The 22,587-nt window shown below is 50.8% G+C and carries 36 protein-coding genes; 35 read left to right on the forward strand and 1 reads right to left on the reverse strand.

What is annotated here, in order from left to right; genetic code table 11:
- The 29 genes from ADINL_RS08455 to rplQ all read left to right on the forward strand — a co-directional run.
- Positions 1–498, forward strand: a 498-nt coding sequence (locus ADINL_RS08455; protein ID WP_036546474.1) for an EF-Tu C-terminal domain-related protein, incomplete at its 5' end; no start/stop codon positions are given.
- 194 nt (positions 499–692) lie between these two features.
- Entirely contained in the window at positions 693–1,004 is a 312-nt protein-coding gene (gene rpsJ, locus ADINL_RS08460) for a 30S ribosomal protein S10 (RefSeq protein WP_036511965.1), read from the forward strand.
- Between the two features lie 111 nt (positions 1,005–1,115).
- Positions 1,116–1,754 carry a 50S ribosomal protein L3 gene (rplC, locus tag ADINL_RS08465; RefSeq protein ID WP_036546477.1) on the forward strand — a complete coding sequence of 213 codons (639 nt, stop codon included), beginning with the start codon at positions 1,116–1,118 and terminating at the stop codon, positions 1,752–1,754.
- Between the two features lie 10 nt (positions 1,755–1,764).
- Positions 1,765–2,370 carry a 50S ribosomal protein L4 gene (gene rplD, locus ADINL_RS08470; protein ID WP_036546479.1) on the forward strand — a complete coding sequence of 202 codons (606 nt, stop codon included), beginning with the start codon at positions 1,765–1,767 and terminating at the stop codon, positions 2,368–2,370.
- Positions 2,367–2,663: a 50S ribosomal protein L23 gene (gene rplW / locus ADINL_RS08475; protein WP_036546482.1), complete on the forward strand. Its 297-nt coding sequence runs from the start codon at positions 2,367–2,369 to the stop codon at positions 2,661–2,663. The genes rplD and rplW overlap by 4 nt, the downstream gene beginning before the upstream one ends.
- A gap of 14 nt (positions 2,664–2,677) precedes the next feature.
- Positions 2,678–3,505, forward strand: a complete 828-nt coding sequence (rplB, locus tag ADINL_RS08480) for a 50S ribosomal protein L2 (RefSeq protein ID WP_036546485.1) — start codon at positions 2,678–2,680, stop codon at positions 3,503–3,505.
- Between the two features lie 12 nt (positions 3,506–3,517).
- Positions 3,518–3,796 carry a 30S ribosomal protein S19 gene (gene rpsS, locus ADINL_RS08485; protein WP_036524409.1) on the forward strand — a complete coding sequence of 93 codons (279 nt, stop codon included), beginning with the start codon at positions 3,518–3,520 and terminating at the stop codon, positions 3,794–3,796.
- 10 nt (positions 3,797–3,806) lie between these two features.
- Positions 3,807–4,139, forward strand: coding sequence for a 50S ribosomal protein L22 (rplV, locus tag ADINL_RS08490; RefSeq protein ID WP_462686723.1), 333 nt, complete (start codon positions 3,807–3,809; stop codon positions 4,137–4,139).
- A gap of 26 nt (positions 4,140–4,165) precedes the next feature.
- Entirely contained in the window at positions 4,166–4,849 is a 684-nt protein-coding gene (gene rpsC / locus ADINL_RS08495) for a 30S ribosomal protein S3 (RefSeq protein WP_036546491.1), read from the forward strand.
- Between the two features lie 11 nt (positions 4,850–4,860).
- Positions 4,861–5,274: a 50S ribosomal protein L16 gene (gene rplP / locus ADINL_RS08500; protein ID WP_036546494.1), complete on the forward strand. Its 414-nt coding sequence runs from the start codon at positions 4,861–4,863 to the stop codon at positions 5,272–5,274.
- Positions 5,274–5,465: a 50S ribosomal protein L29 gene (gene rpmC, locus ADINL_RS08505; RefSeq protein ID WP_036546497.1), complete on the forward strand. Its 192-nt coding sequence runs from the start codon at positions 5,274–5,276 to the stop codon at positions 5,463–5,465. Before rplP ends, rpmC begins: the two co-directional genes overlap by 1 nt.
- Positions 5,466–5,762 (forward strand): 30S ribosomal protein S17, encoded by a 297-nt coding sequence (rpsQ, locus tag ADINL_RS08510; protein ID WP_036546499.1) that lies wholly within the window; start codon positions 5,466–5,468, stop codon positions 5,760–5,762.
- A 71-nt stretch (positions 5,763–5,833) separates the two neighbouring features.
- Positions 5,834–6,202: a 50S ribosomal protein L14 gene (gene rplN / locus ADINL_RS08515; protein WP_036546502.1), complete on the forward strand. Its 369-nt coding sequence runs from the start codon at positions 5,834–5,836 to the stop codon at positions 6,200–6,202.
- 97 nt (positions 6,203–6,299) lie between these two features.
- Positions 6,300–6,623: a 50S ribosomal protein L24 gene (gene rplX, locus ADINL_RS08520; RefSeq protein ID WP_036546505.1), complete on the forward strand. Its 324-nt coding sequence runs from the start codon at positions 6,300–6,302 to the stop codon at positions 6,621–6,623.
- 14 nt (positions 6,624–6,637) lie between these two features.
- Positions 6,638–7,177 carry a 50S ribosomal protein L5 gene (gene rplE / locus ADINL_RS08525; RefSeq protein ID WP_036546508.1) on the forward strand — a complete coding sequence of 180 codons (540 nt, stop codon included), beginning with the start codon at positions 6,638–6,640 and terminating at the stop codon, positions 7,175–7,177.
- Between the two features lie 13 nt (positions 7,178–7,190).
- Positions 7,191–7,496 carry a 30S ribosomal protein S14 gene (gene rpsN, locus ADINL_RS08530; RefSeq protein WP_036546510.1) on the forward strand — a complete coding sequence of 102 codons (306 nt, stop codon included), beginning with the start codon at positions 7,191–7,193 and terminating at the stop codon, positions 7,494–7,496.
- Between the two features lie 84 nt (positions 7,497–7,580).
- Positions 7,581–7,973 (forward strand): 30S ribosomal protein S8, encoded by a 393-nt coding sequence (gene rpsH, locus ADINL_RS08535; RefSeq protein ID WP_036546511.1) that lies wholly within the window; start codon positions 7,581–7,583, stop codon positions 7,971–7,973.
- 11 nt (positions 7,974–7,984) lie between these two features.
- The gene (rplF, locus tag ADINL_RS08540) at positions 7,985–8,518 is read left to right on the forward strand and encodes a 50S ribosomal protein L6 (protein WP_036546513.1); all 534 of its coding nucleotides are present in this window, start codon (positions 7,985–7,987) and stop codon (positions 8,516–8,518) included.
- 9 nt (positions 8,519–8,527) lie between these two features.
- The gene (rplR, locus tag ADINL_RS08545; RefSeq protein ID WP_036546516.1) at positions 8,528–8,878 is read left to right on the forward strand and encodes a 50S ribosomal protein L18; all 351 of its coding nucleotides are present in this window, start codon (positions 8,528–8,530) and stop codon (positions 8,876–8,878) included.
- Between the two features lie 11 nt (positions 8,879–8,889).
- On the forward strand, positions 8,890–9,393 hold the full coding sequence (gene rpsE, locus ADINL_RS08550) for a 30S ribosomal protein S5 (protein WP_036546519.1): 504 nt from the start codon (positions 8,890–8,892) through the stop codon (positions 9,391–9,393).
- A gap of 3 nt (positions 9,394–9,396) precedes the next feature.
- Positions 9,397–9,579, forward strand: coding sequence for a 50S ribosomal protein L30 (gene rpmD, locus ADINL_RS08555; RefSeq protein ID WP_036546522.1), 183 nt, complete (start codon positions 9,397–9,399; stop codon positions 9,577–9,579).
- Positions 9,580–9,592: 13 nt separating this feature from the next.
- Entirely contained in the window at positions 9,593–10,027 is a 435-nt protein-coding gene (gene rplO, locus ADINL_RS08560; RefSeq protein WP_036546525.1) for a 50S ribosomal protein L15, read from the forward strand.
- Positions 10,028–11,350: a preprotein translocase subunit SecY gene (secY, locus tag ADINL_RS08565; protein WP_036546527.1), complete on the forward strand. Its 1,323-nt coding sequence runs from the start codon at positions 10,028–10,030 to the stop codon at positions 11,348–11,350.
- An 18-nt stretch (positions 11,351–11,368) separates the two neighbouring features.
- Complete coding sequence (gene rpmJ / locus ADINL_RS16235) at positions 11,369–11,485, forward strand: 50S ribosomal protein L36 (RefSeq protein WP_007021200.1); 117 nt, start codon at positions 11,369–11,371, stop codon at positions 11,483–11,485.
- 131 nt (positions 11,486–11,616) lie between these two features.
- The gene (gene rpsM / locus ADINL_RS08570; RefSeq protein ID WP_036546529.1) at positions 11,617–11,973 is read left to right on the forward strand and encodes a 30S ribosomal protein S13; all 357 of its coding nucleotides are present in this window, start codon (positions 11,617–11,619) and stop codon (positions 11,971–11,973) included.
- 19 nt (positions 11,974–11,992) lie between these two features.
- Positions 11,993–12,382 (forward strand): 30S ribosomal protein S11, encoded by a 390-nt coding sequence (gene rpsK, locus ADINL_RS08575; RefSeq protein WP_036546531.1) that lies wholly within the window; start codon positions 11,993–11,995, stop codon positions 12,380–12,382.
- A 15-nt stretch (positions 12,383–12,397) separates the two neighbouring features.
- A complete protein-coding gene (gene rpsD, locus ADINL_RS08580; protein ID WP_036546535.1) occupies positions 12,398–13,018 on the forward strand; it encodes a 30S ribosomal protein S4 in 621 nt (206 codons plus the stop codon).
- A 26-nt stretch (positions 13,019–13,044) separates the two neighbouring features.
- Complete coding sequence (locus ADINL_RS08585) at positions 13,045–14,049, forward strand: DNA-directed RNA polymerase subunit alpha (protein ID WP_036546538.1); 1,005 nt, start codon at positions 13,045–13,047, stop codon at positions 14,047–14,049.
- Positions 14,050–14,088: 39 nt separating this feature from the next.
- On the forward strand, positions 14,089–14,484 hold the full coding sequence (gene rplQ, locus ADINL_RS08590; protein ID WP_036546541.1) for a 50S ribosomal protein L17: 396 nt from the start codon (positions 14,089–14,091) through the stop codon (positions 14,482–14,484).
- A 145-nt stretch (positions 14,485–14,629) separates the two neighbouring features.
- Here rplQ and ADINL_RS08595 read toward each other — a convergent pair whose 3' ends face one another.
- A complete protein-coding gene (locus ADINL_RS08595; RefSeq protein WP_239644357.1) occupies positions 14,630–16,810 on the reverse strand; it encodes a penicillin-binding protein 1A in 2,181 nt (726 codons plus the stop codon).
- Between the two features lie 332 nt (positions 16,811–17,142).
- Between ADINL_RS08595 and pilM the strand changes: the two genes are divergently transcribed.
- The 6 genes from pilM to aroK are packed head-to-tail and all read left to right on the forward strand — an operon-like array spanning position 17,143 to position 22,554.
- Positions 17,143–18,198, forward strand: a complete 1,056-nt coding sequence (gene pilM, locus ADINL_RS08600) for a type IV pilus assembly protein PilM (RefSeq protein ID WP_036546544.1) — start codon at positions 17,143–17,145, stop codon at positions 18,196–18,198.
- An 11-nt stretch (positions 18,199–18,209) separates the two neighbouring features.
- Entirely contained in the window at positions 18,210–18,761 is a 552-nt protein-coding gene (locus ADINL_RS08605; protein ID WP_036546547.1) for a PilN domain-containing protein, read from the forward strand.
- Complete coding sequence (locus ADINL_RS08610; RefSeq protein ID WP_036546550.1) at positions 18,758–19,360, forward strand: type IV pilus inner membrane component PilO; 603 nt, start codon at positions 18,758–18,760, stop codon at positions 19,358–19,360. Before ADINL_RS08605 ends, ADINL_RS08610 begins: the two co-directional genes overlap by 4 nt.
- Positions 19,347–19,919 carry a pilus assembly protein PilP gene (locus ADINL_RS08615; RefSeq protein WP_051632671.1) on the forward strand — a complete coding sequence of 191 codons (573 nt, stop codon included), beginning with the start codon at positions 19,347–19,349 and terminating at the stop codon, positions 19,917–19,919. The genes ADINL_RS08610 and ADINL_RS08615 overlap by 14 nt, the downstream gene beginning before the upstream one ends.
- A 51-nt stretch (positions 19,920–19,970) precedes the next feature.
- Positions 19,971–22,022 (forward strand): type IV pilus secretin PilQ, encoded by a 2,052-nt coding sequence (locus ADINL_RS08620; protein WP_239644359.1) that lies wholly within the window; start codon positions 19,971–19,973, stop codon positions 22,020–22,022.
- 10 nt (positions 22,023–22,032) lie between these two features.
- Entirely contained in the window at positions 22,033–22,554 is a 522-nt protein-coding gene (aroK, locus tag ADINL_RS08625; protein WP_275574406.1) for a shikimate kinase AroK, read from the forward strand.
- Positions 22,555–22,587: the final 33 nt, after the last annotated feature.

The raw sequence follows: 22,587 nt of genomic DNA on the forward strand, positions 1-22,587 counted from the left end.
GGCCGTGTAGAGCGTGGTATCGTTAAAGCCGGTGAAGAGATCGAGATCGTTGGTATTCGTGCGACGACCAAGACGACTTGTACCGGTGTTGAGATGTTCCGCAAACTGCTGGACGAAGGTCGTGCAGGTGAGAACATTGGTGCGCTGCTGCGTGGTACCAAGCGTGATGAAGTTGAGCGTGGTCAGGTACTGTGTAAGCCGGGTTCAATCAAGCCGCACACCAAGTTTGAAGGCGAAGTGTACGTGCTGAGCAAAGAAGAAGGTGGTCGTCATACACCATTCTTCAAAGGCTACCGTCCACAGTTCTACTTCCGTACCACTGACATCACTGGCGCGTGTGAGCTGCCAGAAGGTGTTGAGATGGTGATGCCGGGTGACAACGTACAGATGACTGTTACGCTGATCAACCCGATCGCGATGGAAGAAGGTCTGCGTTTTGCGATCCGTGAAGGCGGTCGTACTGTAGGTGCAGGCGTTGTTTCCAAAATCATCGAATAATTGATTTGATCAATTGATGACAGAAAACCCTCTTCGGAGGGTTTTTGCATTTTTGGCAGTAGTGAAAATGACTGGTTATTATTTGTACCGACAGGGTTGAACTCACTTGACTCAGTAAGTATAATTTGCGTCCCCTCATGTAAGGGGAGGTCGGCTATTGCCGTAACAAAATCAACAGGAAATGCGTGATCAGAATGCAGAACCAAAAAATCAGAATTCGTCTGAAGGCTTTTGATCATCGCCTGATCGACTCGTCCGCGCAGGAAATCGTAGAAACTGCAAAGCGTACGGGCGCACAGGTGCATGGTCCGATCCCACTTCCTACTCGCAAAGAGCGTTTTACCGTTCTGATTTCACCTCACGTGAACAAAGATGCACGTGATCAGTATGAAATCCGTACGCATAAGCGTGTTCTGGACATCGTTGAGCCAACTGAAAAAACAGTTGACGCACTGATGAAGCTGGACCTCGCTGCGGGTGTAGAAGTGCAGATCAGCCTGGGCTAATCAAGCTGCGCAGAATTAATAACGTTTAATGAAGCGCTATTTGAGGAATGCTCTGTAATGGGCAGCCATAGTGGGTGACAGCCCCGTACTCAACTGGCAAGAGGTATTAAAATGTCTGTAGGACTTATCGGACGTAAAGCGGGCATGACCCGTGTCTTCACAGAAGATGGCGTGTCCGTGCCAGTCACTGTCATCGAGGTGGATCCGAACCGCGTGACGTGCGTTAAAACCATTGAAACTGATGGTTACGCTGCTATCCAGGTGACAACCGGTACTAAGAAGGCTAATCGCCTGACTAAGCCGGAAGCCGGCAACTTCGCGAAAGCTGGAGTTGAAGCAGGTCGCGGTTTGTGGGAGTTCCGTCTCTCCGGTGATGAAGAAATCAATGTCGGCGATTCGTTGACAGTTGAGCGCTTCGAAGCAGGTCAGAAAATTGATGTGACCGGTCGTAGCAAGGGTAAGGGTTTTCAGGGCGGTGTTAAGCGCTGGAACTTCCGTACTCAGGATGCGACTCACGGTAACTCACTTTCTCACCGTGCTCCGGGCTCCATTGGTCAGTGTCAGACTCCGGGGCGTGTGTTCAAGGGCAAAAAGATGGCAGGTCACATGGGTGATGAGCGTTGCACAGTGCAGACTCTTGAAGTCGTGCGTGTAGATGCTGAACGCAACCTGCTGCTGGTCAAAGGTGCTGTTCCTGGCGCGACCGGCGGTGACGTCATCGTTAAACCTGCTGTAAAAGCACGCGGCTGAAGGGGTTAACATGAATATAAATCTGACAGGAGCCAACGGTTCGGTCGAAGTATCCGAGCTGATTTTTGGCAAAGAGTTTAACGAGTCCCTGGTGCACCAGGTGGTTACTGCTTACATGGCAGGTGGCCGTCAGGGTAGCAAGGCTCAAAAAAATCGTTCCGCAGTATCTGGTGGTGGCGCCAAGCCATTCCGTCAGAAGGGAACTGGTCGTGCCCGTGCGGGTACAATCCGTTCACCGCTGTGGCGCTCCGGTGGTGTGACCTTCGCTGCAAGTCCACGTGACTATTCGCAGAAGGTTAACAAGAAGATGTATCGCGCTGCCATGCGCTGCATCCTTTCTGAGCTGGTTCGTCAGGATCGTTTGGTGGTTGTTGAAGGTTTCCAGATGGATGCCCCGAAAACCAAGCAGTTCATCGCCAAGATGAAAGAGCTTGAGTTGAGCAATGCACTGCTGATCACTGAAGAAGTTGAAGCAAACCTGTATCTGGCTGCTCGTAACGTGCCACACGTTGATGTGCGTGACGTTGCTGCGATCGACCCGGTCAGCCTGATTGGCTTTGACAAAGTGGTTGTGACCGCTGCTGCTCTGAACAAAATCAATGAGGTGCTGGCATGAATCCGGAACGCATTTATAAAGTGTTGTTGGGTCCGCACATCTCTGAGAAAGCAACTATTGTTGCTGACGGATCACAGCAGGTCGTATTTCGTGTAGCGCCTGATGCTACCAAGCCCGAAATCAAAAAAGCCGTCGAGCAGTTGTTCAACGTAAAAGTTGAAGGCGTCAATGTGCTGAATATCAAAGGTAAGACCAAGCGTACAGCGCGTGGCCTGGGCAAGCGCAATGATGTGCGTAAAGCCTATGTTCGTCTGGCGGATGGCTCTGAAATTGATTTCATGGCTGGCGAATAAGAAGGGGTTAGATCATGGCAATCGTTAAATCAAAGCCGACCTCTGCCGGACGTCGTCACGTCGTTAAGGTAGTCAGTGCTGATCTGCATAAGGGTAAACCTTTTGCGGCACTGGTCGAAAAGAAGAGCAAGTCCGGTGGTCGTAACAACAATGGCCGTATCACTACGCGTCATATCGGTGGTGGTCACAAGCACCATTACCGTGTTATCGACTTCCGTCGTAACAAGGATGGTATTCAGGGTACTGTAGAACGTATCGAATACGATCCAAACCGTACTGCGCACATCGCTCTGATCAAGTATGCAGATGGTGAGCGTCGTTACATCATTGCACCGAAAGGTCTGCAGGCAGGTGCTGTTATCGTTTCTGGTGAAGCTGTCGATATCAAAGTCGGCAACACCATGACTCTGCGTAACATCCCCCTGGGTAGTACCGTACACTGTATCGAACTGAAGCCTGGTAAAGGCGCTCAGATGGCACGTTCTGCGGGTGCTTCTGCACAGCTGGTTGCGCGTGAAGGGGCTTATGCCACTCTGCGTCTGCGTTCCGGTGAAGTGCGTAAAGTGCTGGTAGAATGCCGTGCCACACTGGGCGAAGTCAGCAACTCCGAGCATTCCCTGCGTCAGCTGGGTAAAGCGGGTGCTAAGCGCTGGCGTGGTGTGCGCCCGACAGTTCGTGGTGTAGCAATGAACCCGGTCGATCACCCACATGGTGGTGGTGAAGGTCGTACCTCTGGTGGCCGTCACCCGGTTACTCCATGGGGCGTCCCGACTAAAGGTCATAAAACACGCAAGAACAAGCGTACCAATAAACTCATTGTACGCCGTCGTAGCGCTAAATAAGGGGATACAGCTGTGCCACGTTCACTGAAGAAAGGTCCATTTATCGACCTTCACCTGTTGAAGAAGGTAGAGGCTGCGATTGAAGCAAACGAAAAACGTCCGATCAAAACCTGGTCGCGTCGTTCCACAATTTTTCCGAACTTTGTGGGTTTGACAATTGCAGTACATAACGGCCGCCAGCACGTTCCAGTGTTTGTCACTGAGGACATGGTCGGTCATAAATTAGGTGAGTTTGCTGCTACACGTACATTCCGCGGTCATGCAGCCGACAAGAAGGCCAAGAAGAAGTAAGGGAGGATAGATGATGGAAGTAGTCGCCAAACATATCGGCGCCCGCATCTCCGCCCAGAAGGCCCGTCTGGTCGCTGATCAGATCCGTGGTAAGTCTGTGGGAGAAGCTCTCGATATCCTGACGTTCAGCAACAAGAAAGGTGCTGATCTGGTCAAGAAAGTGCTTAACTCTGCGATTGCAAATGCAGAGCACAATGAAGGTGCTGACGTAGATGAACTGCGTGTATCGGCCATCTTCGTTGATGAAGGTATGACCATGAAACGCATTCGGCCACGTGCCAAAGGTCGCGCAGACAGAATTCTGAAGCGCACCTCGCACATCACTATCAAAGTGGCTGACTAAGAAGCTGACGGCTAGGAGATTTCGAAATGGGTCAGAAAGTTAACCCAACCGGTATACGTCTCGGCATCGTCAAAGATCATACTTCTGTATGGTACGCTGACAAGTCAGACTATGCTGGTAAGCTGCTGAATGACCTCAAGGTGCGTAGTTTCCTTGAGGGCAAGCTGAAGAATGCGTCTGTAAGTCGCATTGATATTGAGCGTCCAGCTCAGAACGCCAAAATTACTATCCACACTGCTCGTCCCGGTATCGTGATTGGCAAGAAAGGTGAGGATGTTGAGGTGCTGCGCTCTGCGATTTCTGAAATGATGGGTGTGCCTGTGCACATCAACATTGAAGAAGTACGTAAGCCAGATCTGGATGCCAAACTGATCGCGCAGAGCGTTGCCAGCCAGCTGGAGCGCCGTGTTATGTTCCGTCGCGCCATGAAGCGTGCGGTACAGAACTCCATGCGTATCGGTGCCAAAGGTATCAAAATCCAGGTGAGCGGTCGTCTTGGCGGTGCCGAGATTGCGCGTACTGAGTGGTATCGTGAAGGTCGTGTACCTCTGCATACCCTGCGTGCTGACATTGACTACGCAACCTACGAGGCGCACACAACTTACGGTGTGATTGGCGTTAAAGTCTGGGTCTTCAAAGGTGAGATTTTCGGCGGTATCGAACAGGTACGTGCTGAGAAGAATGCGCCCAAGAAGAAAGGAACTAAGTGAGGTAAACGTCAATGCTGCAACCAAAACGACTTAAGTACCGCAAGGTGATGAAAGGCCGTAACCGCGGCCTGGCGCAGCGTGGCAGCAAGGTCAGCTTTGGTGAGTACGCGCTGAAAGCGACCGGTCGCGGTCGTATTACAGCGCGTCAGATCGAAGCGGCTCGTCGTACCATGACGCGTCATGTAAAGCGTGGTGGTAAGATCTGGATCCGGGTATTCCCGGACAAGCCGATCACGACTAAGCCCCTTGAAGTACGTATGGGTAAAGGTAAGGGTAACGTAGAATACTGGGTCGCTCAGATCCAGCCAGGTAAGGTGCTGTTTGAAATCAGCGGCGTCAACGAACAGTTGGTGTCTGAAGCCTTCGCTCTGGCTGCTGCAAAGCTGCCTGTAACTACAACCATAGTTAAACGGACGGTGATGTAATGAAAGCGACTGAACTGCGCGAAAAATCCGCAGAAGAGCTTCAGCAGACACTGCTGGATCTGTTGAAGGACCAGTTTAATCTGCGCATGCAAAAAGCGACCGGTCAGCTGGCTCAAAATCACCTTTTAGGCCAGGTGCGTCGTGATATTGCTCGCGTCAAAACTGTTCTTAAGCAAAAGGCAGGTGCATAAATGAGCGCAGAAAAACGTATTCGTACTGTGACCGGTAAGGTCGTCAGTGACAAGATGGATAAAACCATCACGGTGTTGGTAGAACGTAAAGAGAAGCATCCAATTTATGGGAAGTTCGTACGTCGTTCGACCAAGCTGCATGCTCATGATGCTGATAATGCTTGCCGTATCGGCGACCTGGTAACCATCCAGGAATCACGTCCTCTGTCTAAATCCAAGACATGGGTACTGGTTCGGATCGAAGAACAGGCAAATAAAGCATTAATGGCAGTTGAAGAGCCTGCCGCAGAGGTGTAAACTAGTGCGCCTTTGCTCCATTACGCCAGCTGTCATTAGATGGCTGGTTTAACAGTTTTGTGGGGTAGACCATGATTCAAACTGAATCGATGCTTGATGTTGCTGATAACAGCGGCGCCAAGCGCGTGATGTGTATTAAGGTCCTCGGCGGTTCTCACCGTCGCTACGCCGGAGTTGGTGATATCATCAAGGTGACCGTTAAGGAAGCCATTCCGCGTGGTAAAGTGAAGAAAGGTCAGGTTCTTAAAGCTGTCGTAGTACGTACCCGTAAAGGTGTTCGTCGTGCGGATGGTTCCATTATCCGCTTTGATGTGAATTCAGCAGTGCTGCTGAACAACAACGGCGCGCCAATTGGTACTCGTATCTTCGGCCCAGTAACGCGTGAGCTTCGTACTGAGAAGTTCATGAAGATCATTTCCCTGGCGCCTGAAGTGCTCTGATCTGACTGCTTTTTTGCGGTTGAATCTTCAAAACGCCATGCCCGTGAGGGTTTGGCGTTTTTGAGCATGAGAGGGTAGTAGGAAAGGAAGGTAACTAATGCGTAAAATTCGTCGCGACGATGAAGTCATCGTGATCGCAGGTAAAGATAAGGGCAAGCGTGGCAAAGTAATGCGCGTTCTGTCTGACGATCGCCTGATCGTATCCGGCATAAACATGATCAAGAAGCATGTTAAGCCAAACCCGATGCTGGGTCAGCAGGGTGGTATTGTTGAGAAGGAAGCAGCGATTGCCACTTCCAATGTCGCCATTTTTAATCCTGCTACCGGCAAGGGTGATCGTGTAGGCTTCAAGAAGCTTGAAGACGGCACCAAGGTACGCTTCTACAAGTCTAACGGCGAAGTCGTCGTTGGTGATAAGTAAGAGAGGTTGGTGCAATGTCTAGATTGAAAGCGCTGTACGAGAACGAACTGAAGCAGAGCCTGAAAGAAGAGTTGAACAGTCCTAACATCATGGCTGTTCCACGTGTCACCAAAATCACTCTGAACATGGGTGTAGGTGAAGCTCTGGGTGATAAAAAGCAGCTGGAAAACGCTGTTGCTGATCTGACTGCGATTGCAGGTCAGAAGCCTGTTGTTACCAAGGCACGTAAATCCATTGCGGGTTTTAAAGTCCGTGAAGGCTGGCCGATCGGTTGTAAAGTCACACTGCGCGGTGAGCGTATGTGGGAATTCCTTGATCGTCTGGTTGATGTATCTATCCCGCGTATCCGCGACTTCCGTGGTTTGAATCCGAAGTCATTCGATGGTCGTGGAAACTACAGCATGGGTGTTAAAGAGCAGATTATTTTCCCTGAAATCGATTACGATAAAGTGGATAAGCTGCGTGGTCTGGATATCACGATCACTACTACCGCCCAGACTAATGACGAAGGACGTGCACTGCTGACCGCTCTGCAGTTCCCGTTCCGTAAATAATCAGGGGTAGAAGATGGCTAAAATTTCAATGAAAAACCGTGAAGCGAAGCGTGAAAAGCTGGCTGCAAAATATGCTGCCAAGCGTGCTGAGCTGAAGGCAATCATCGTTAACCCAGAGAGCTCTGAAGAAGCGCGTTGGGATGCACAGGTCGCTTTGCAAAAGCTGCCGCGTGATGCCAGTCCGATTCGTCAGCAGCGTCGTTGCCAGGTAACAGGTCGTCCGCACGGTGTATACCGTAAGTTCGGTTTGTCACGCATCAAACTGCGTGAAGCTGCAATGCGCGGTGATGTTCCGGGTCTGAAAAAAGCAAGCTGGTAATCAGCTTGTCAATGGTAAGCACAGCGGTCTGGGCAGGAAACGGTTCCTGCTACCGCGCTGCGCTGCACAACTGAGGAAATAAGCATGAGTATGCAAGATACCCTCGCGGATATGTTTACCCGTATCCGTAACGGTAATATGGCTGAAAAGCCTGCTGTCTCCATGCCGTCTTCCAAGCACAAAGTGGCAATCGCCAAGGTGCTGAAAGAAGAAGGCTATATCACTGACTACAGTGTTGAAGGTGAAAGCAAGCCGGTACTGACTATCGAACTGAAGTATTTCGAAGGCAAGCCGGTTATTGAAGAGATCAAGCGTGTAAGCAAGCCTAGTTTGCGTATTTACCGCCATGTTGCAAAACTGCCAAAAGTTTCTGATGGCCTGGGTATTGCAATTATCTCTACCAGTAAAGGTGTCATGACCGATCGCGCCGCTCGTCAGGCTGGTATCGGTGGTGAAGTCATCTGTACGGTATTCTAAGGGGAGTTCTGATGTCACGTATAGCTAAGAATCCCGTTGTTGTACCTGCAGGTGTTGAGGTTAAAATCCAGGGGCAGCAAGTTGCTGTCAAGGGTAGCAACGGTCAGTTGAGTCTGGATGTACATCCTTCAGTTGTTGTTGAGCTGAATGATGGCAAGGTTACGTTTGTTGCTCGTGATGGCAGCAAGCAGGCTGTTGCCCTGTCCGGTACGACTCGTGCACTGGTTAACAACATGGTGACAGGTGTCAGCACTGGTTTTCAGAAAACCATGCAGCTGATCGGTGTTGGTTACCGTGCTGCTGTTAAAGGCGATGTTGTCAACCTGACGCTGGGTTTCTCACACCCGATCGATTACCAACTGCCTAACGGTGTTAAAGCAGAAGCTCCGAATAACACGACAATCATCCTGTCTGGTGCTGACAAGCAGCAGGTTGGTCAGGTTGCCGCTGAAATTCGTGCGTTCCGTCCACCTGAGCCTTACAAGGGTAAAGGTGTTCGCTATGCAGATGAGTTTGTACGCCGTAAAGAGGCTAAGAAGAAGTAAGGCTGGGTCATGAACGAAAAAAATCAAGCTCGAATTCGTCGTGCGCGCCGCTCTCGCCTTAAAATGCGTGAACTGGGTGCAGTACGTCTGTGCGTCAACCGCACACCACGTCACATTTATGCGCAAATCATTTCCGCTGATGGCGCAACAGTGCTTGCTTCTGCATCAACTGTTGAAAAAGATTTGCGTGCTGGTGCAACCGGCAACGTTGAAGCTGCCAAGAAAGTGGGTGCACTGATCGCAGATCGTGCCAAAGCAGCAGGCATTTCACAGGTGGCGTTTGATCGCTCCGGTTATAAATATCACGGCAGAGTCCAGGCTCTGGCTGATGCGGCCCGCGAAGGCGGACTGGAATTCTAAAGGTTTCTAATATGGCAAATCACGAACAGAAAGACGGTGAACTCCAGGAGAGACTGGTCCAGGTAAACCGCGTCGCTAAAGTGGTGAAAGGTGGCCGTATCTTCGGTTTTACTGCGCTGACAGTTGTTGGCGATGGTAATGGCCGTATCGGTTTTGGCCGTGGTAAGGCACGTGAAGTGCCCGTTGCAATTCAAAAGGCAATGGAGCAGGCGCGTCGTAACATGGTCAGCGTTTCACTGAACGCCCATACACTGCAGTATCCTGTTAAAGCTCAGCATGGCGCGTCTCGCGTTTACATGCAGCCTGCATCTGAAGGTACCGGTATCATCGCCGGTGGTGCGATGCGTGCGGTTCTTGAGCTGGCAGGTGTACAGAACGTACTGGCGAAGTGTTACGGCTCCACTAATCCGGTTAACGTTGTGCGTGCAACTGTTAAGGGTCTTGCGTCCATGAACGCGCCTGAAGACGTTGCTGCCAAGCGCGGCAAGACCGTTGAAGAGATCCTGGGGAACTAAGCGATGTCAAATACGATTAAAGTGACCCTGACCCGCAGCACTATCGGCACTCTGCCGAAGCACAAGCTGTGTGTCAAAGGGCTCGGACTGCGCCGCATCGGCCACGTTGTTGAAGTGGAAGATACTCCTGCAGTGCGTGGTATGATTAATAAAGTCAACTACATGGTCCGTGTGGTTGGTGAATAAAAGGAGTCACCCAATGCGTCTGAATACATTACGCCCGGGTGCCGGATCCAAACAGGCTCCCAAGCGTGTGGGTCGTGGTATCGGCTCCGGTCTGGGCAAAACCTGTGGCCGTGGTCACAAGGGTCTGAAATCCCGCTCCGGCGGAAGCGTGAATCCGGGTTTTGAAGGCGGTCAGATGCCTATCCAGCGTCGTCTGCCAAAATTCGGTTTCACATCACGTAAGTCGCGTTATGTTGCTGAGATTCGTTTGAACGAAATCAGCAAGATTACCGCTGACGTGGTTGATCTTGAAGCGTTAAAAAATGCTGACATCATCCGCGAGGAAATCAAAGTCGCGCGTGTGATCCTGTCAGGTGAAATCACAAAGCCTGTTACTGTTAAAGGTCTTAAAGTGACCAAAGGTGCTCAGGCGGCGATTGAAGCTGCTGGCGGTAAAGTCGAGGCATAAATGGCTAAGGTAGGACAAGTACCGGCAAGACAAAACGGACTGGGCGAGCTTTGGGCTCGTCTGCGTTTCGTTCTGATCGCGATCATTGTATACCGTATCGGTGCGCATATACCGGTACCGGGTATCAACCCTGATCGCCTTGCTGCACTGTTTGAGCAGAACCAGGGCACAATCCTGAGTCTGTTCAATATGTTTTCAGGTGGCGCACTTGAGCGTATGAGTATTCTTGCGCTGGGTGTTATGCCGTATATCTCTGCATCGATTATTATGCAGTTGATGACGGCGGTCAGTCCGCATCTGGAACAGCTGAAGAAGGAAGGTGAAGCGGGTCGTCGCAAAATCAATCAGTACACCCGTTATGGAACGGTGGTGCTGGCGACGATTCAGGCATTTGGTATGTCCGTAGGTCTTGCAAGTCAAGGCGTTGCGTTCGCAGCTGATGCCAGTTTCTATTTCGTTGCGGTTGTGACCTTTGTTGCAGGCGCGGTATTCCTGATGTGGTTGGGCGAGCAGGTAACAGAGCGCGGTATCGGTAATGGTATCTCCATTCTGATCTTCGCCGGTATTGTCGCAGGTCTTCCTGGAGCTATCGGTCAGTCCTTTGAGGCTGCCCGTCAGGGAGATCTGAATATCCTGGCATTGCTACTGATTGCTGTACTGGCCATGGCTACTGTCGGATTCGTTGTGTTTATGGAGCGCGGTCAACGCCGTATCACCATCAACTATGCGAAACGTCAACAGGGGCGCCGGGTCTATGCGGCTCAGAGCAGTCATCTGCCGCTGAAAGTAAATATGGCCGGTGTTATTCCGCCCATCTTTGCTTCCAGTATTCTGCTGTTCCCTGCTTCCATGGGACAGTGGTTCGGGCAGAGTGAAGGTCTCGACTGGCTTCAGGATATGGCACTGGCATTAGGCCCAGGTCAGCCGTTGCATATTCTGCTGTTCGGTATCGCTATCGTGTTCTTCTGCTACTTCTACACAGCGCTGATGTTTAATCCGCGTGAAGTGGCGGACAATTTGAAAAAATCTGGTGCGTTCATTCCGGGTATTCGACCCGGTGAGCAATCTGCCCGATACATCGACACTGTATTGTCGCGTTTGACACTGTTCGGCGCGCTCTATATTACGGCTGTATCACTGATGCCACAATTTCTGGTTGTGGCCTGGAACATTCCGTTCTACTTCGGTGGTACCTCTCTGTTGATCGTCGTGGTGGTTGTGATGGACTTTATGGCGCAGGTGCAATCACATCTGATGTCCCATCAATATGAATCACTGATGAAGAAATCGAATCTTAAAGGTGGCGCAGGTTCACTGCGTTAAACCTGTTAGAGGTGGATCATGAAAGTACGCGCGTCTGTTAAAAAGATTTGCCGTAATTGCAAGATCGTACGTCGCAACGGTTCCGTGCGCGTGATCTGTAAAGTGGAACCCCGTCACAAACAGCGCCAGGGTTAACCACAAATTAAAAGCCGTGGAGGCGCCCGACTTGATTTATTTTTGATCAGGTTGTATTATTGCGCGCCTTCCACGAACGATGAATGATTTGTCTCTGCTAATGAGCAGAGCATTAATATGGAGTAGATTGAATGGCCCGTATCGCTGGCGTCAATATTCCTGACAATAAGCATGCGGTAATTTCTCTGACTTACATTTATGGGATTGGCCGCACTACAGCCAAACAGATTTGCGCTGCAGTAGGTATCCTGCCGACCGTCAAGATCGGCGACCTGTCTGAAGAGCAGCTCGATAATGTTCGTGGTGAAATTACCAAGTTGACTGTCGAAGGTGACCTTCGTCGTGAAGTCAACATGAACATCAAGCGTCTTATGGATCTTGGTTGTTTCCGTGGTTTGCGTCACCGTCGTAACCTTCCGGTTCGCGGTCAACGCACCAAAACGAATGCGCGCACCCGTAAAGGTCCGCGTAAGCCGATCCGTAAGTAAGCGATAGGAATTTCCGAATATGGCAAAGCCAGGTAATCGCACACGTAAAAAGGTTAAAAAGCAAGTAGCGGATGGCCTCGCGCACATCCACGCTTCTTTTAACAATACCATCGTCACCATTACCGATCGTCAGGGAAATGCACTTTCTTGGGCGACTTCTGGTGGTTCAGGCTTCCGCGGCTCGCGTAAGAGTACGCCTTTTGCGGCACAGGTTGCTGCAGAGCGTGCTGGTCAGGCGGCCCTGGAGTATGGACTTAAGAACCTCGACGTGTTTGTTAAGGGACCGGGACCCGGTCGTGAATCCGCTGTTCGTGCACTGAACGGCTGTGGTTACAAAATTAACAACATCACGGATGTGACGCCCATTCCTCATAATGGATGTCGTCCGCCGAAGAAACGTCGTGTTTAATCAGGAGACGGTATAATGGCTCGATATCTTGGACCAAAGTGCAAGCTGTCCCGTCGTGAAGGCACGGATCTCTTCCTGAAGAGTGGTGTTCGCGCGCTGGATAGCAAGTGCAAAGCAGAAGTTGTACCCGGTGTGCATGGCGCACGCCGCGGCCGTCTTTCAGAGTACGGTTTGCAGCTTCGTGAAAAACAGAAAGTACGTCGTACCTACGGTGTGCTGGAGCGTCAGTTCCGTGGTTACTACAAAGAAGCCGCTCGTCGCAAGGGCGCAACAGGCGAAGTCCTGCTGCAGCTGCTCGAAGGGCGTCTGGATAACGTTGTATACCGCATGGGCTTTGGCTCAACACGTGCTGAAGCGCGTCAGGTGGTTTCTCACCGTCAGATTACTGTGAATGGACAGGTTGTTAACATCCCTTCATTCCAGGTAAGTGTTGGCGACAAGATTGCTGTACGTGAAAAAGCCAAGAACCAGTTGCGTATCAAACACGCTCTGGAGCTGGCTGGTCAGCGTGCACCGGTTGAGTGGATTGAAGTCGATGCTGCGAAAATGGAAGGCGAATTCAAAGCCCTTCCTGAGCGCGGTGATCTGGCTCAGGACATCAACGAACATCTGATCGTCGAGCTTTACTCGAAGTAATTCTTGAACTCTTGACTGGTGATACTATGCAGCGTTCTGTAAACGAGTTTCTTAGTCCACGTCATATTGACGTACAGGAAATCAGCAAAACTCGCGCTAAGGTAACTCTGGAGCCGCTTGAGCGTGGCTTCGGTCATACTCTTGGCAATGCGCTGCGCCGTATTTTGCTCTCTTCAATGCCTGGTTGTGCTGTGACCGAAGTCGAAATCGACGGTGTGTTACACGAGTACAGCAGCATTGAAGGGGTTCAGGAGGATGTCATTGAGATCCTGCTGAACCTGAAAGGTGTGGCTTTCACGCTCCATAATGGAGATGAGGCCACGCTGACGCTGAGCAAATCTGAAGCAGGCGTAGTAACCGCAGCTGATATCCAGCTGACACAAGATGTTGAGATTGCCAATCCCGAGCATGTGATTGCGCATCTTAACGGCAATAACAGCCTGAATATTCAGCTCAAGGTCACTCGTGGTCGCGGATATGTTCCGGCTGATGCACGTACGGCTGATGAAGATGAGAACCGTACAATCGGTCGCCTGTTGCTGGACGCCAGTTACAGCCCGGTTCTGCGTGTCTCTTATCAAGTTGAAAGCGCTCGTGTTGAGCAGCGCACTGACCTTGATAAGCTGATCATTGATATTGAATCCAATGGGACCATCGATCCTGAAGAGTGTATTCGTCGTGCAGCGACAATTCTTCATGAGCAGTTGGCGGTCTTTGTGGATCTTAAAGATGCCAGCCAGCAGTCGCGTACAGAGACTGACGATCCTGAGATCGATCCAGTACTGTTGCGTCCGGTGGATGATCTTGAACTGACAGTTCGCTCGGCTAACTGTCTAAAAGCAGAACAGATCTACTATATCGGTGACCTGATCCAGCGCACCGAAGTTGAACTGTTGAAGACTCCTAACCTGGGTAAGAAGTCGCTGACTGAAATCAAGGACGTATTGGCCTCTAAAGGGCTGTCACTTGGTATGCGTCTTGAGAACTGGCCACCTGCCAGCCTCAAAAATGACGATAAAGCGGCATCCTGAGTTAGCCTTCTGACACTAAGTTGTTAAGGATTTTGAATAATGCGTCATCGTAAATCAGGTCGTCACTTAAATCGTACAAGTGCACACCGCAAAGCGATGTTCAAGAATATGGCAGTGTCTCTGTTCGAACACGAACTGATCAAGACAACTCTGCCTAAAGCTAAAGAACTTCGCCGTGTGGCTGAGCCGCTTATCACTCTGGCCAAAACTGACAGTGTAGCTAATCGTCGTCTGGCGTTTGCTCGTACCCGCAGCGATGCCGCTGTAGGTAAACTGTTCGGTGAGCTGGGTCCGCGTTATGCAAATCGCCCAGGCGGTTATGTTCGCATTCTGAAATGCGGCTTCCGCAAAGGTGATAACGCACCTATGGCTTACGTTGAACTGGTTGATCGTCCACTGAACGTGGAAGCTGTTGAAGACAATAGCGAAGATTAATTAGTTTCTCGTGTACAAAAAACCCGGCTGATGCCGGGTTTTTTTTGCCTGTAGGAAAGTGCGCGCGAGACCTTATTCGTCATCTGGTGGTTATGCAGGTCTGGCAGTGATGTGCTTTTGCCAGACCTGCCTGCGTGAAAGGCGGTCAGTCGAATAGTGATTCGAGTACGCGATTGCCAGACTGTCCTGGCGTAGATGCACGACGTCGAGGCACTGTTTCTTCAGTAAAGTATTCAACAATGGAATCGGTTTGGCCATCATAGGCCAGAAGTCCGGTCGCTGGGTCTATACGTGCCTGAACGACTTTCTCGGGGCGCGGGGGAGTGGACTCAGGTTTGCCGTCGAGTGCAACGCGCATGAAATCAATCCAGACGGGCAGTGCTGCAGTACCGCCATATTCGCTGCGTCCGAGAGGGGCTGGCTGATCAAAACCGATCCAGGCCGTGGTCACCAGATCACGGTTATAGCCCGTAAACCAGGCGTCTCGTTGTTGGTTGGTTGTTCCGGTTTTACCCGCCAGATCACTGCGTCCCAGTGCTTGCGCGCGACGCCCTGTACCTCGGCGAATGACATCTGCGAGTACATCGTGAATGATGTAGGCAGTAGATGCCTCAATAATACGGAAATCCTCCGGCTCATCATGATTCAGACGACTATTGGTATGTTTGAAAGCATCGCCAGCCTGTTCTGGTAGCATCACTGGCTGTCCATTGACGAGTACTTCGTCAATAAACCAGGGGACAACGCGGTAACCACCATTGGCAAAGGCGGCGTAAGCGGTATTGACCTGAATGGGCGTGACATCCGCTGCACCAAGTGACAATGACAGGTTGGGCGGAGTGCGTTCAGCATCAAAACCGAATTTCAGTAGTTTGGGATAGGCTGTGTCGATACCTATATCGCGTAGCAGACGTATCGATACCAGGTTTTTGGATCGGTAGAGTGCCTCGCGCAGGCGTATAGGGCCTTCGAAGTCACGTGAATGGTTCTCCGGACGCCACTCACCTGCAAGGCTGACATCGTGAATCACGATAGGGGAGTCATTCACTATGCTTGCAGCTGTATAGCCTTGCTCTAATGCAACTGCATAGAGGAACGGCTTATAAGTTGAGCCAGGTTGGCGCCAGGCCTGATTCACCCGGTTGAAATTGTTGTGGTTAAAGCTGAATCCGCCCGACAGTGCGCGGATGGCTCCCGTATCGGGTTCCATTGCAACAAGGCCGCCTTGTACACGAGGGAGTTGTGTGAGACGCCAGGTGTTTTCGTCGCGTGACACAATGCGGATAATATCTCCGGGTGTCAGTACTTCGCTGGCGGTGCGTGGTACAGGACCCATCGCGTTAACTGAGCGATAGGCGCGCGCCCAGCGGATGTTATCCCAGGATAATTCGGCGGTGCTACCGTCTCTGAGGAGTATAGAGGCTGATTGATCCTGTACATCCGTCACCAGTGCCGGATGCATGTTTCCTAATAAGGGGTAGCCTGACAGCTGGGTTAATTGTTGCTCGGCTGTTAATCCGCTGATATCAATCTGTGCTTCAGGGCCGTGGTAGCCGTGGCGTTCATGATAGGCGATCAAACCATCACGTAGTGCAGCATCGGCTGCTTCCTGCATGCGACTATCGAGCGTAGTGGTGACGTGGAAGCCTTCAGTATAAGCAAGGTCACCGTACAGTCTGAACATTTCAGCACGAACCATTTCTGCAACATAAAAGGCAGACAGCTCGATGTCCGCTGTATGGTAACGAGCGTTCTCAGGTTCCTGAACGGCTTCATTAAACTCATCCTGAGTGATATAGCCCAGGCTCAGCATGCGGCCGAGAATCCAGTTACGCCGTTCCATGGAGCGCTGAGGGTTGCGAACCGGGTTGTTGGCAGACGGTGCTTTCGGCAGGCCTGCAATGGTGGCCATTTGTGCAAGCGTCAATTCGCTGATATCACGACCGTAATAAATATTAGCGGCAGCCTGAATGCCATAGGCACGCTGCCCCAGATAGATTTTGTTCACATACAGCTCAAGAATTTCTTCCTTGCTGAGTTCCTGTTCTATTTTCAGTGACAGCAGGATTTCGTTGAACTTCCGTTCGAAGGTGCGTTCCGGGGTTAAAAAGAAGTTTTTGGCAACCTGCATGGTAATTGTTGAGCCGCCTGTTTGAATCTCACCCGATGATGCCAGTTGAAATGCTGCACGACCCAGACCCTTAAGGTCGATGCCAAAATGTTCGTAAAAACGACTGTCCTCTGCGGCAAGTATTGCCAGGCGCATGGCATCAGGTATTTCAGCGTAGCTGATAGGGGTGCGGCGTTGCTCTCCATACTCGGCCATAAGCTTTCCGTCCGCCGAAAAAATTCGTAACGGAATCTGGAATCTTACCTCACGAAGCTCGTGTACATCGGGAAGATTAGGCTTATATTGATTCAAGGCAAAAAATGCGCCGCCGATAACCAGTAGAATGGCAAGAACCAAAAGGGCAAGAAACCACTTAAAAACTGTTAAAACTTTGCGCATGATCACCTTTTGGTCTAATTTCGGTCTAAAATGACTATTATATCTGTCGCGGCGCTTTACAGTATAGCTGACAGGCGTTTAAATTACTGAAAAGGTTTATCGCTGTTAACCTTCTGAGACTTCCGGTATCTGCGGAAAAGGAATGAAATGTGGTCAGCTTATTCGGAAAAAAAACATCGGGCTGGATCGGCATCGACATAGGGTCATCTTCAGTGAAGTTGGTGTCTATGTCCACTCATGGTAGTCAGCGACAGATCGACGCCTATGCCATAGTGCCTTTGCCTGCAACAGCTGTGATTGATGGTAATATCGAGGTCGTCTCCGAAGTCACTGCGGCTGTTCAGCGAGGACTGAAAATCTGTGGTGGTAAATATAGTGCCGCTGTTGTTGCTGTTCCTTCTTCAGCCGTGATAACCAAACGCATTCATTTAAGTAACCTGTTTGCCGGGATTGAGCTTGAAGATCAGGTGAAAATCGAAGCGGATCAGTTTATTCCCTACCCTCTTGAAGAAGTGGCGCTTGATTTTGAAGTCATAGGGCCGGTTGCCAAAGACCCCAATCTCAATGAAATTCTGTTGGTTGCCTGCCGTAAGGAGAGTGCGGATACGCGTGAAGATGCGGTAAATGCAGCGGGTGTTAAGTGCGAGATAGTGGATGTCGATACTTACGCTATGGAGCGCTTGCTGTCCCTGGTCGATCAGGCGCCTGATGATCAGTTGGTGGCGGTCGTTGATATTGGTGCATCTACGCTTTGTCTTAATGTGTTCATGAAAGGCAAAATCGCGTACAACCGTGAGCAGGCATTTGGGGGTAATGATCTGTCCCAGGCCATTCATCAGCAGCACGGGCTGTCAATGGAAGAGGTGGATCTGGCATTTCGTGAAAATACCCTGGATCCGGGTATTGTCGAGCAGATGGTGGTGCCCTTTACTGATACAGTTGTGCAACAGGTATCACGTGCGCTGCAGTTTTTCTATTCATCCGGTGTGCATGGTCAGCTAGGACGTGTTTATGTCTGTGGTGGTGTATCCGGGCTTCCTGATCTGGCAAAGCGCCTGACAGAAGAGCTGGAGATAGACACCCAGGTGCTTACACCATTTAATCATACCGCGGTTAATCGCAAGCTGAATCCCGAGCGTCTGGCGCGCGATGGGGCAGTCTTGGCCAAGGCCTGTGGTCTTGCGCTGCGAAGTTTTAATCAATAGGACTTGAGACTATGGCCCGAATTAACCTCAGACCCTGGCGCGAAGAACGGAATGCTCTGCATCAGAAACGCTTTGTTTCAAACTTGTTAGGCTCTGCTGTGCTGGCGGGCCTGGTGGTATTTGGGATCAGCTACTACTATGACATGCAGATGGAGCGCCAACAGGCCCGTAACGACTATTTACGTGCAGAGAATGCCCGTCTTGACCGGCAGTTGGCTGAAATCAACGAGCTCAATCGTATGCGGGCACAATTGTTGGAACGCCTGCAGGCCATAGAAGATCTGCAGGGTAGTCGACCCGTTATCGTTCGTAATTTTGATGAGCTGGTACGTGTATTGCCCGATGAGCTTTATTACACGGCAATCAGTCGTAGCGCTGATTCACTGACTATTGATGGTTACGCAACCCAAAACCGTGATGTTTCAGCGCTGATGCGCAACCTGAACAGTTCTGTCTGGTTTGGTGAGCCTAACCTGACGCGGGTCAGTACTTCGAACAACCTGCGGCAGTTCAACCTTTCTGTGCCTATGCGTCGTCCGGCTGAAGGAGGCAGTGCACAATGAATATGAATGGTTTGCAGAATGCGTTTCGTGGTTTTGACATTAATAACCTGGATTTTAAAACAGCAGGTAACTGGCCAATTGGCGTCAAGTTTATCTGTTATTTACTGGCGTTTGCTGCGGTCGTGGGTGCGGGTGTTCATTTTCTGATCACAGATAAACACCAATCGATTGAACGCGAAGTCGCCCGTGAGTCGGATCTTAAATCCCAATTTGAAGATAAGGCGTTCCGGGTAGCTAATCTGGATGCATTGCGCAGGCAGATGGCGGATGTTGAAGAGCGCTTCTCTGAAATACTGAAGCAGTTGCCAACCGATAAGGAAGTCCCCGGGCTGCTCGAGGATATATCCGATATTGGTCGTCAGGCGGGGCTGTCTATTGAGTCTATTGCCCTGCAGCCGGAAACCCGCTCACAGTTCTATATTGAGTTGCCCATTAATATCCAGGTCACCGGCAGTTATCATCAAATGGGTGAGTTTGTCAGCGGTGTCGCTGCCATAGAGCGTATTGTGACGCTGCATGATTACAGCATCCGTGCGGGCTCTGGCGACACCTTGTCTATGACCATCAATGCAAAGACCTATCGCTATGAACAGAACTGAACGACATAACGGAAATAGAGTATTGTTGTCTCCGCGCTTCTGGCTGGTTGCCTTGGTGGTCGTCTCTCTACAAGGTTGTATCTGGGTAGAAGACACAGCTGATCTGAGGGCATTTGTCGCTGACCGGTCTTCAAGACCTGTCGGTGAAGTGCCACCTTTACCTGAATTTAAACCTTACGAAGCGTTTGTATATGAAGGCTCAAGTCTGCGTAATCCATTCGGTGCCATGGTGCCAGAAGTATTGGAATTGCCTGAAGAAATCTCGGATGTATATCCGGATCCTGATCGGTTGAAAGATTATCTTGAACAATATGCCGTCGACAATCTGTTGATGGTAGGTACGATCACTTCGCCGCTGAACACTGACCAGCTGTATGCCTTGGTACGTGATCCGCGTGGAGAGGTGCATCGTGTACAGCTGGGCGATTATCTGGGGCTGGATAACGGTCAGGTAGTCGGATTGGATGAAAGACGGATTGAATTGTCCGAAATTGTTTCAAATGGCCGTGGCGGATGGATGAAGCGACCACGCACCATAGCGCTTCCCGAGTCCAACTAAGGGATACTGACCGTGAATAGAATCGATATGCATCAAAATAAGAGATCCTCCTTGCTGAAACGTTTTGGCAGTTGGCTGGTGATCCCGGTTGCTTTGCTCTTGTCCTCCCATCTGTTGGCACAGGAAGCGAAGCTTGTAAATACTGAGTTCGTTTCGTTGCCCGGCCAGGGTGTTGAGGTGCGGATGGAGTTTGATGTGCCACCGACGGCACCCAACAGCTACATGATTGACAGTCCGCCGCGTCTGGTAATGGACTTCAATGGTGTAACCAATGCCATGGGGCAGCGATCGGTTTCTGTTAATACGGGGATTGTCGACAGCGTGAACTTCGCTCAGGCGCAAGAACGTTTGCGAGTGGTTACTAACCTCTATGGAACGGCGACCCACGACGTACAGATGGATGGTCGTCTGCTGGTGATGCGCTTTCAGGAAGCTGCAACGGCACCTGCCCGAAGTGTGCGTCAGCCTGCAGCAACCAGTATGCCGGTACAGGATGTCGCTGGTCGTACACGTATTCAGTCGATTGATTTCCAGCGTGTAGAAGGCAACCAGGGTCGCGTCACTATCGGTATGTCAGATGATCGTGCGGCAATGGATATTATGCGTGAGGGTGGCAATGTTATCTTGAACCTGAGCGATGCGGTGTTGGACCCTTCGCTTGCGCGTCGTCTGGATGTGCAGGATTTTGCGACGCCCCTTGAGTTTATTGACAGCATGTCATCCGGAGCTGGTGCGACAATTTTACTGCGTCCGGGTAACAGTCCATTCGATTACATGGCATATCAGACCGGTAATCAGCTGATTGTCGATTTTAAACCACTGACAACCCGTGAGCAGGAAGCCCTGCGAGAGAGTCAGTTTCCTTACAGTGGTGAACGTATAGATCTGAACTTCCAGAATGTTGAAGTGCGTGCCGTGCTGCAAATTATTGCAGAAGTGGCCGAAATGAATCTGGTGGTCAGTGATAACGTCGGTGGTACCACAACCCTGCGATTGAAAAATGTGCCCTGGGATCAGGCGCTGGATATTTTGCTGAAATCCAAGGGGTTGGATAAGCGCGAAGTCGGTAATGTGCTGATGATTGGTACGGCGACAGAGATAGCAGAGCGTGAGCGTGTCGAAATGGAAAGTCAGCAGCAGGTTCAGGAGCTGGCACCTTTGGTCACAGAATTTATCCAGGTTGATTTCCGCCGTGCCTCGGACATGAGAGCGCGTCTGGAAGAGGCTCGCCTGATTTCAGACAGAGGCTTTATTCTGGCTGATGATCAGACCAACGTACTGATGATTCGTGAAACCTCGCGTCAGATGGAAGATATTCGTCGTACGCTGCGTCGTTTTGATGTCGAAGTGGCACAGGTACTGGTTGAGGCCCGCCTGGTCACTGCATCCACCGAGTTTGCTCGTGAGTTGGGCGTTCGCTGGGGGGCTGCAGGTAGCGCCAATACCCGTGTGTCAGTCGGTGGTGGTGCGGGTACTGTTCCAGCTATCCCTGGCATTGGCGGTGTTGCGCAGCCGAGTGTGCCTGGTATGGTTGATTTCGGTGTGGGTGACCCAACCTCAGCCATCCGTATCGGCTATTTGAGCAGTGGTTTGCTGTTGTCTGCTGAGCTGTCAGCACTGCAGAGTGACAGTAAAATCGAAATTGTTTCGCAGCCCAAGGTGATCACCACCAACGGACGTCCTGCTGTCATCAAGTCGGGTCAGGAAGTGGCGTATCAAACTGTTGAAAATGGTGAAGTTAACCTGGAGTTCAAGGAGGTTGTGCTCAGTCTTGAAGTCACACCTCAGATTAACCCGGGTGATCGTATTTCCATGGATCTGAAAGTGCTGCAAGACTCTCTCGATCCTAACCGTCTGGGTGGTGAGTTGCTGATCAATACCAACCAGCTGGAAACATCTGTCGTGGTGAATGATGGTGATACCATCGTGCTGGGTGGTGTTTTCCGTAACGACCTGGAGAACGTAGTGCGTAAAACGCCTTTGCTGGGTGATCTGCCCGTATTGGGCGGTCTTTTCCGCTACACGCGTGAAACGGAAACCAAGCGGGAGTTGCTGATCTTTATCACACCTACTATGATTCGGGAATCCTTAGCTATTCAGTAGGTTTTCCGCGTTGAATGTCTTTCTTGTTGGCCCTATGGGTGCTGGAAAAAGCACCATAGGGCGTCTCCTTGCTCAAGAGTTGAGCAGTACCTTTATTGACTCAGATAAAGTCATCGAAGAGCGCTCGGGTGCGGATATCCCCTGGATATTTGATGTCGAGGGCGAGGCTGGCTTTCGAGAGCGTGAAATGGCTGTTATTAGTGAGCTGACGCAGTTGAATGACTGTGTGTTAGCCACGGGTGGTGGTGTGGTGCTGCGGCCTGAAAACCGTGAGTGTCTTCAGAACCGGGGCGTTGTAGTCTATTTGCAGACATCGATTGAGCAGCAACTGGAACGTACAGCCCGGGACCGGAACCGGCCATTGTTGCAAACCGCCAATCCTGAAGAAGTATTGCGAAAGCTGCTGGAACAACGGGATCCGCTTTACAAAAGCTGTGCGGACATTATCATCCGTACGGACAAGCGCCATCCGCGTGCAGTGATTCAGGAAATTCTGCGTCAGCTCAAACAGTTGTCGAAACAGCCATCCTGATCCAAAGCCAGGCTGAATCTAAATTTCTGGAGT

The sequence above is a fragment of the Nitrincola lacisaponensis genome, assembly GCF_000691225.1.
Taxonomy (GTDB): Bacteria; Pseudomonadota; Gammaproteobacteria; order Pseudomonadales; family Balneatricaceae; genus Nitrincola; species Nitrincola lacisaponensis.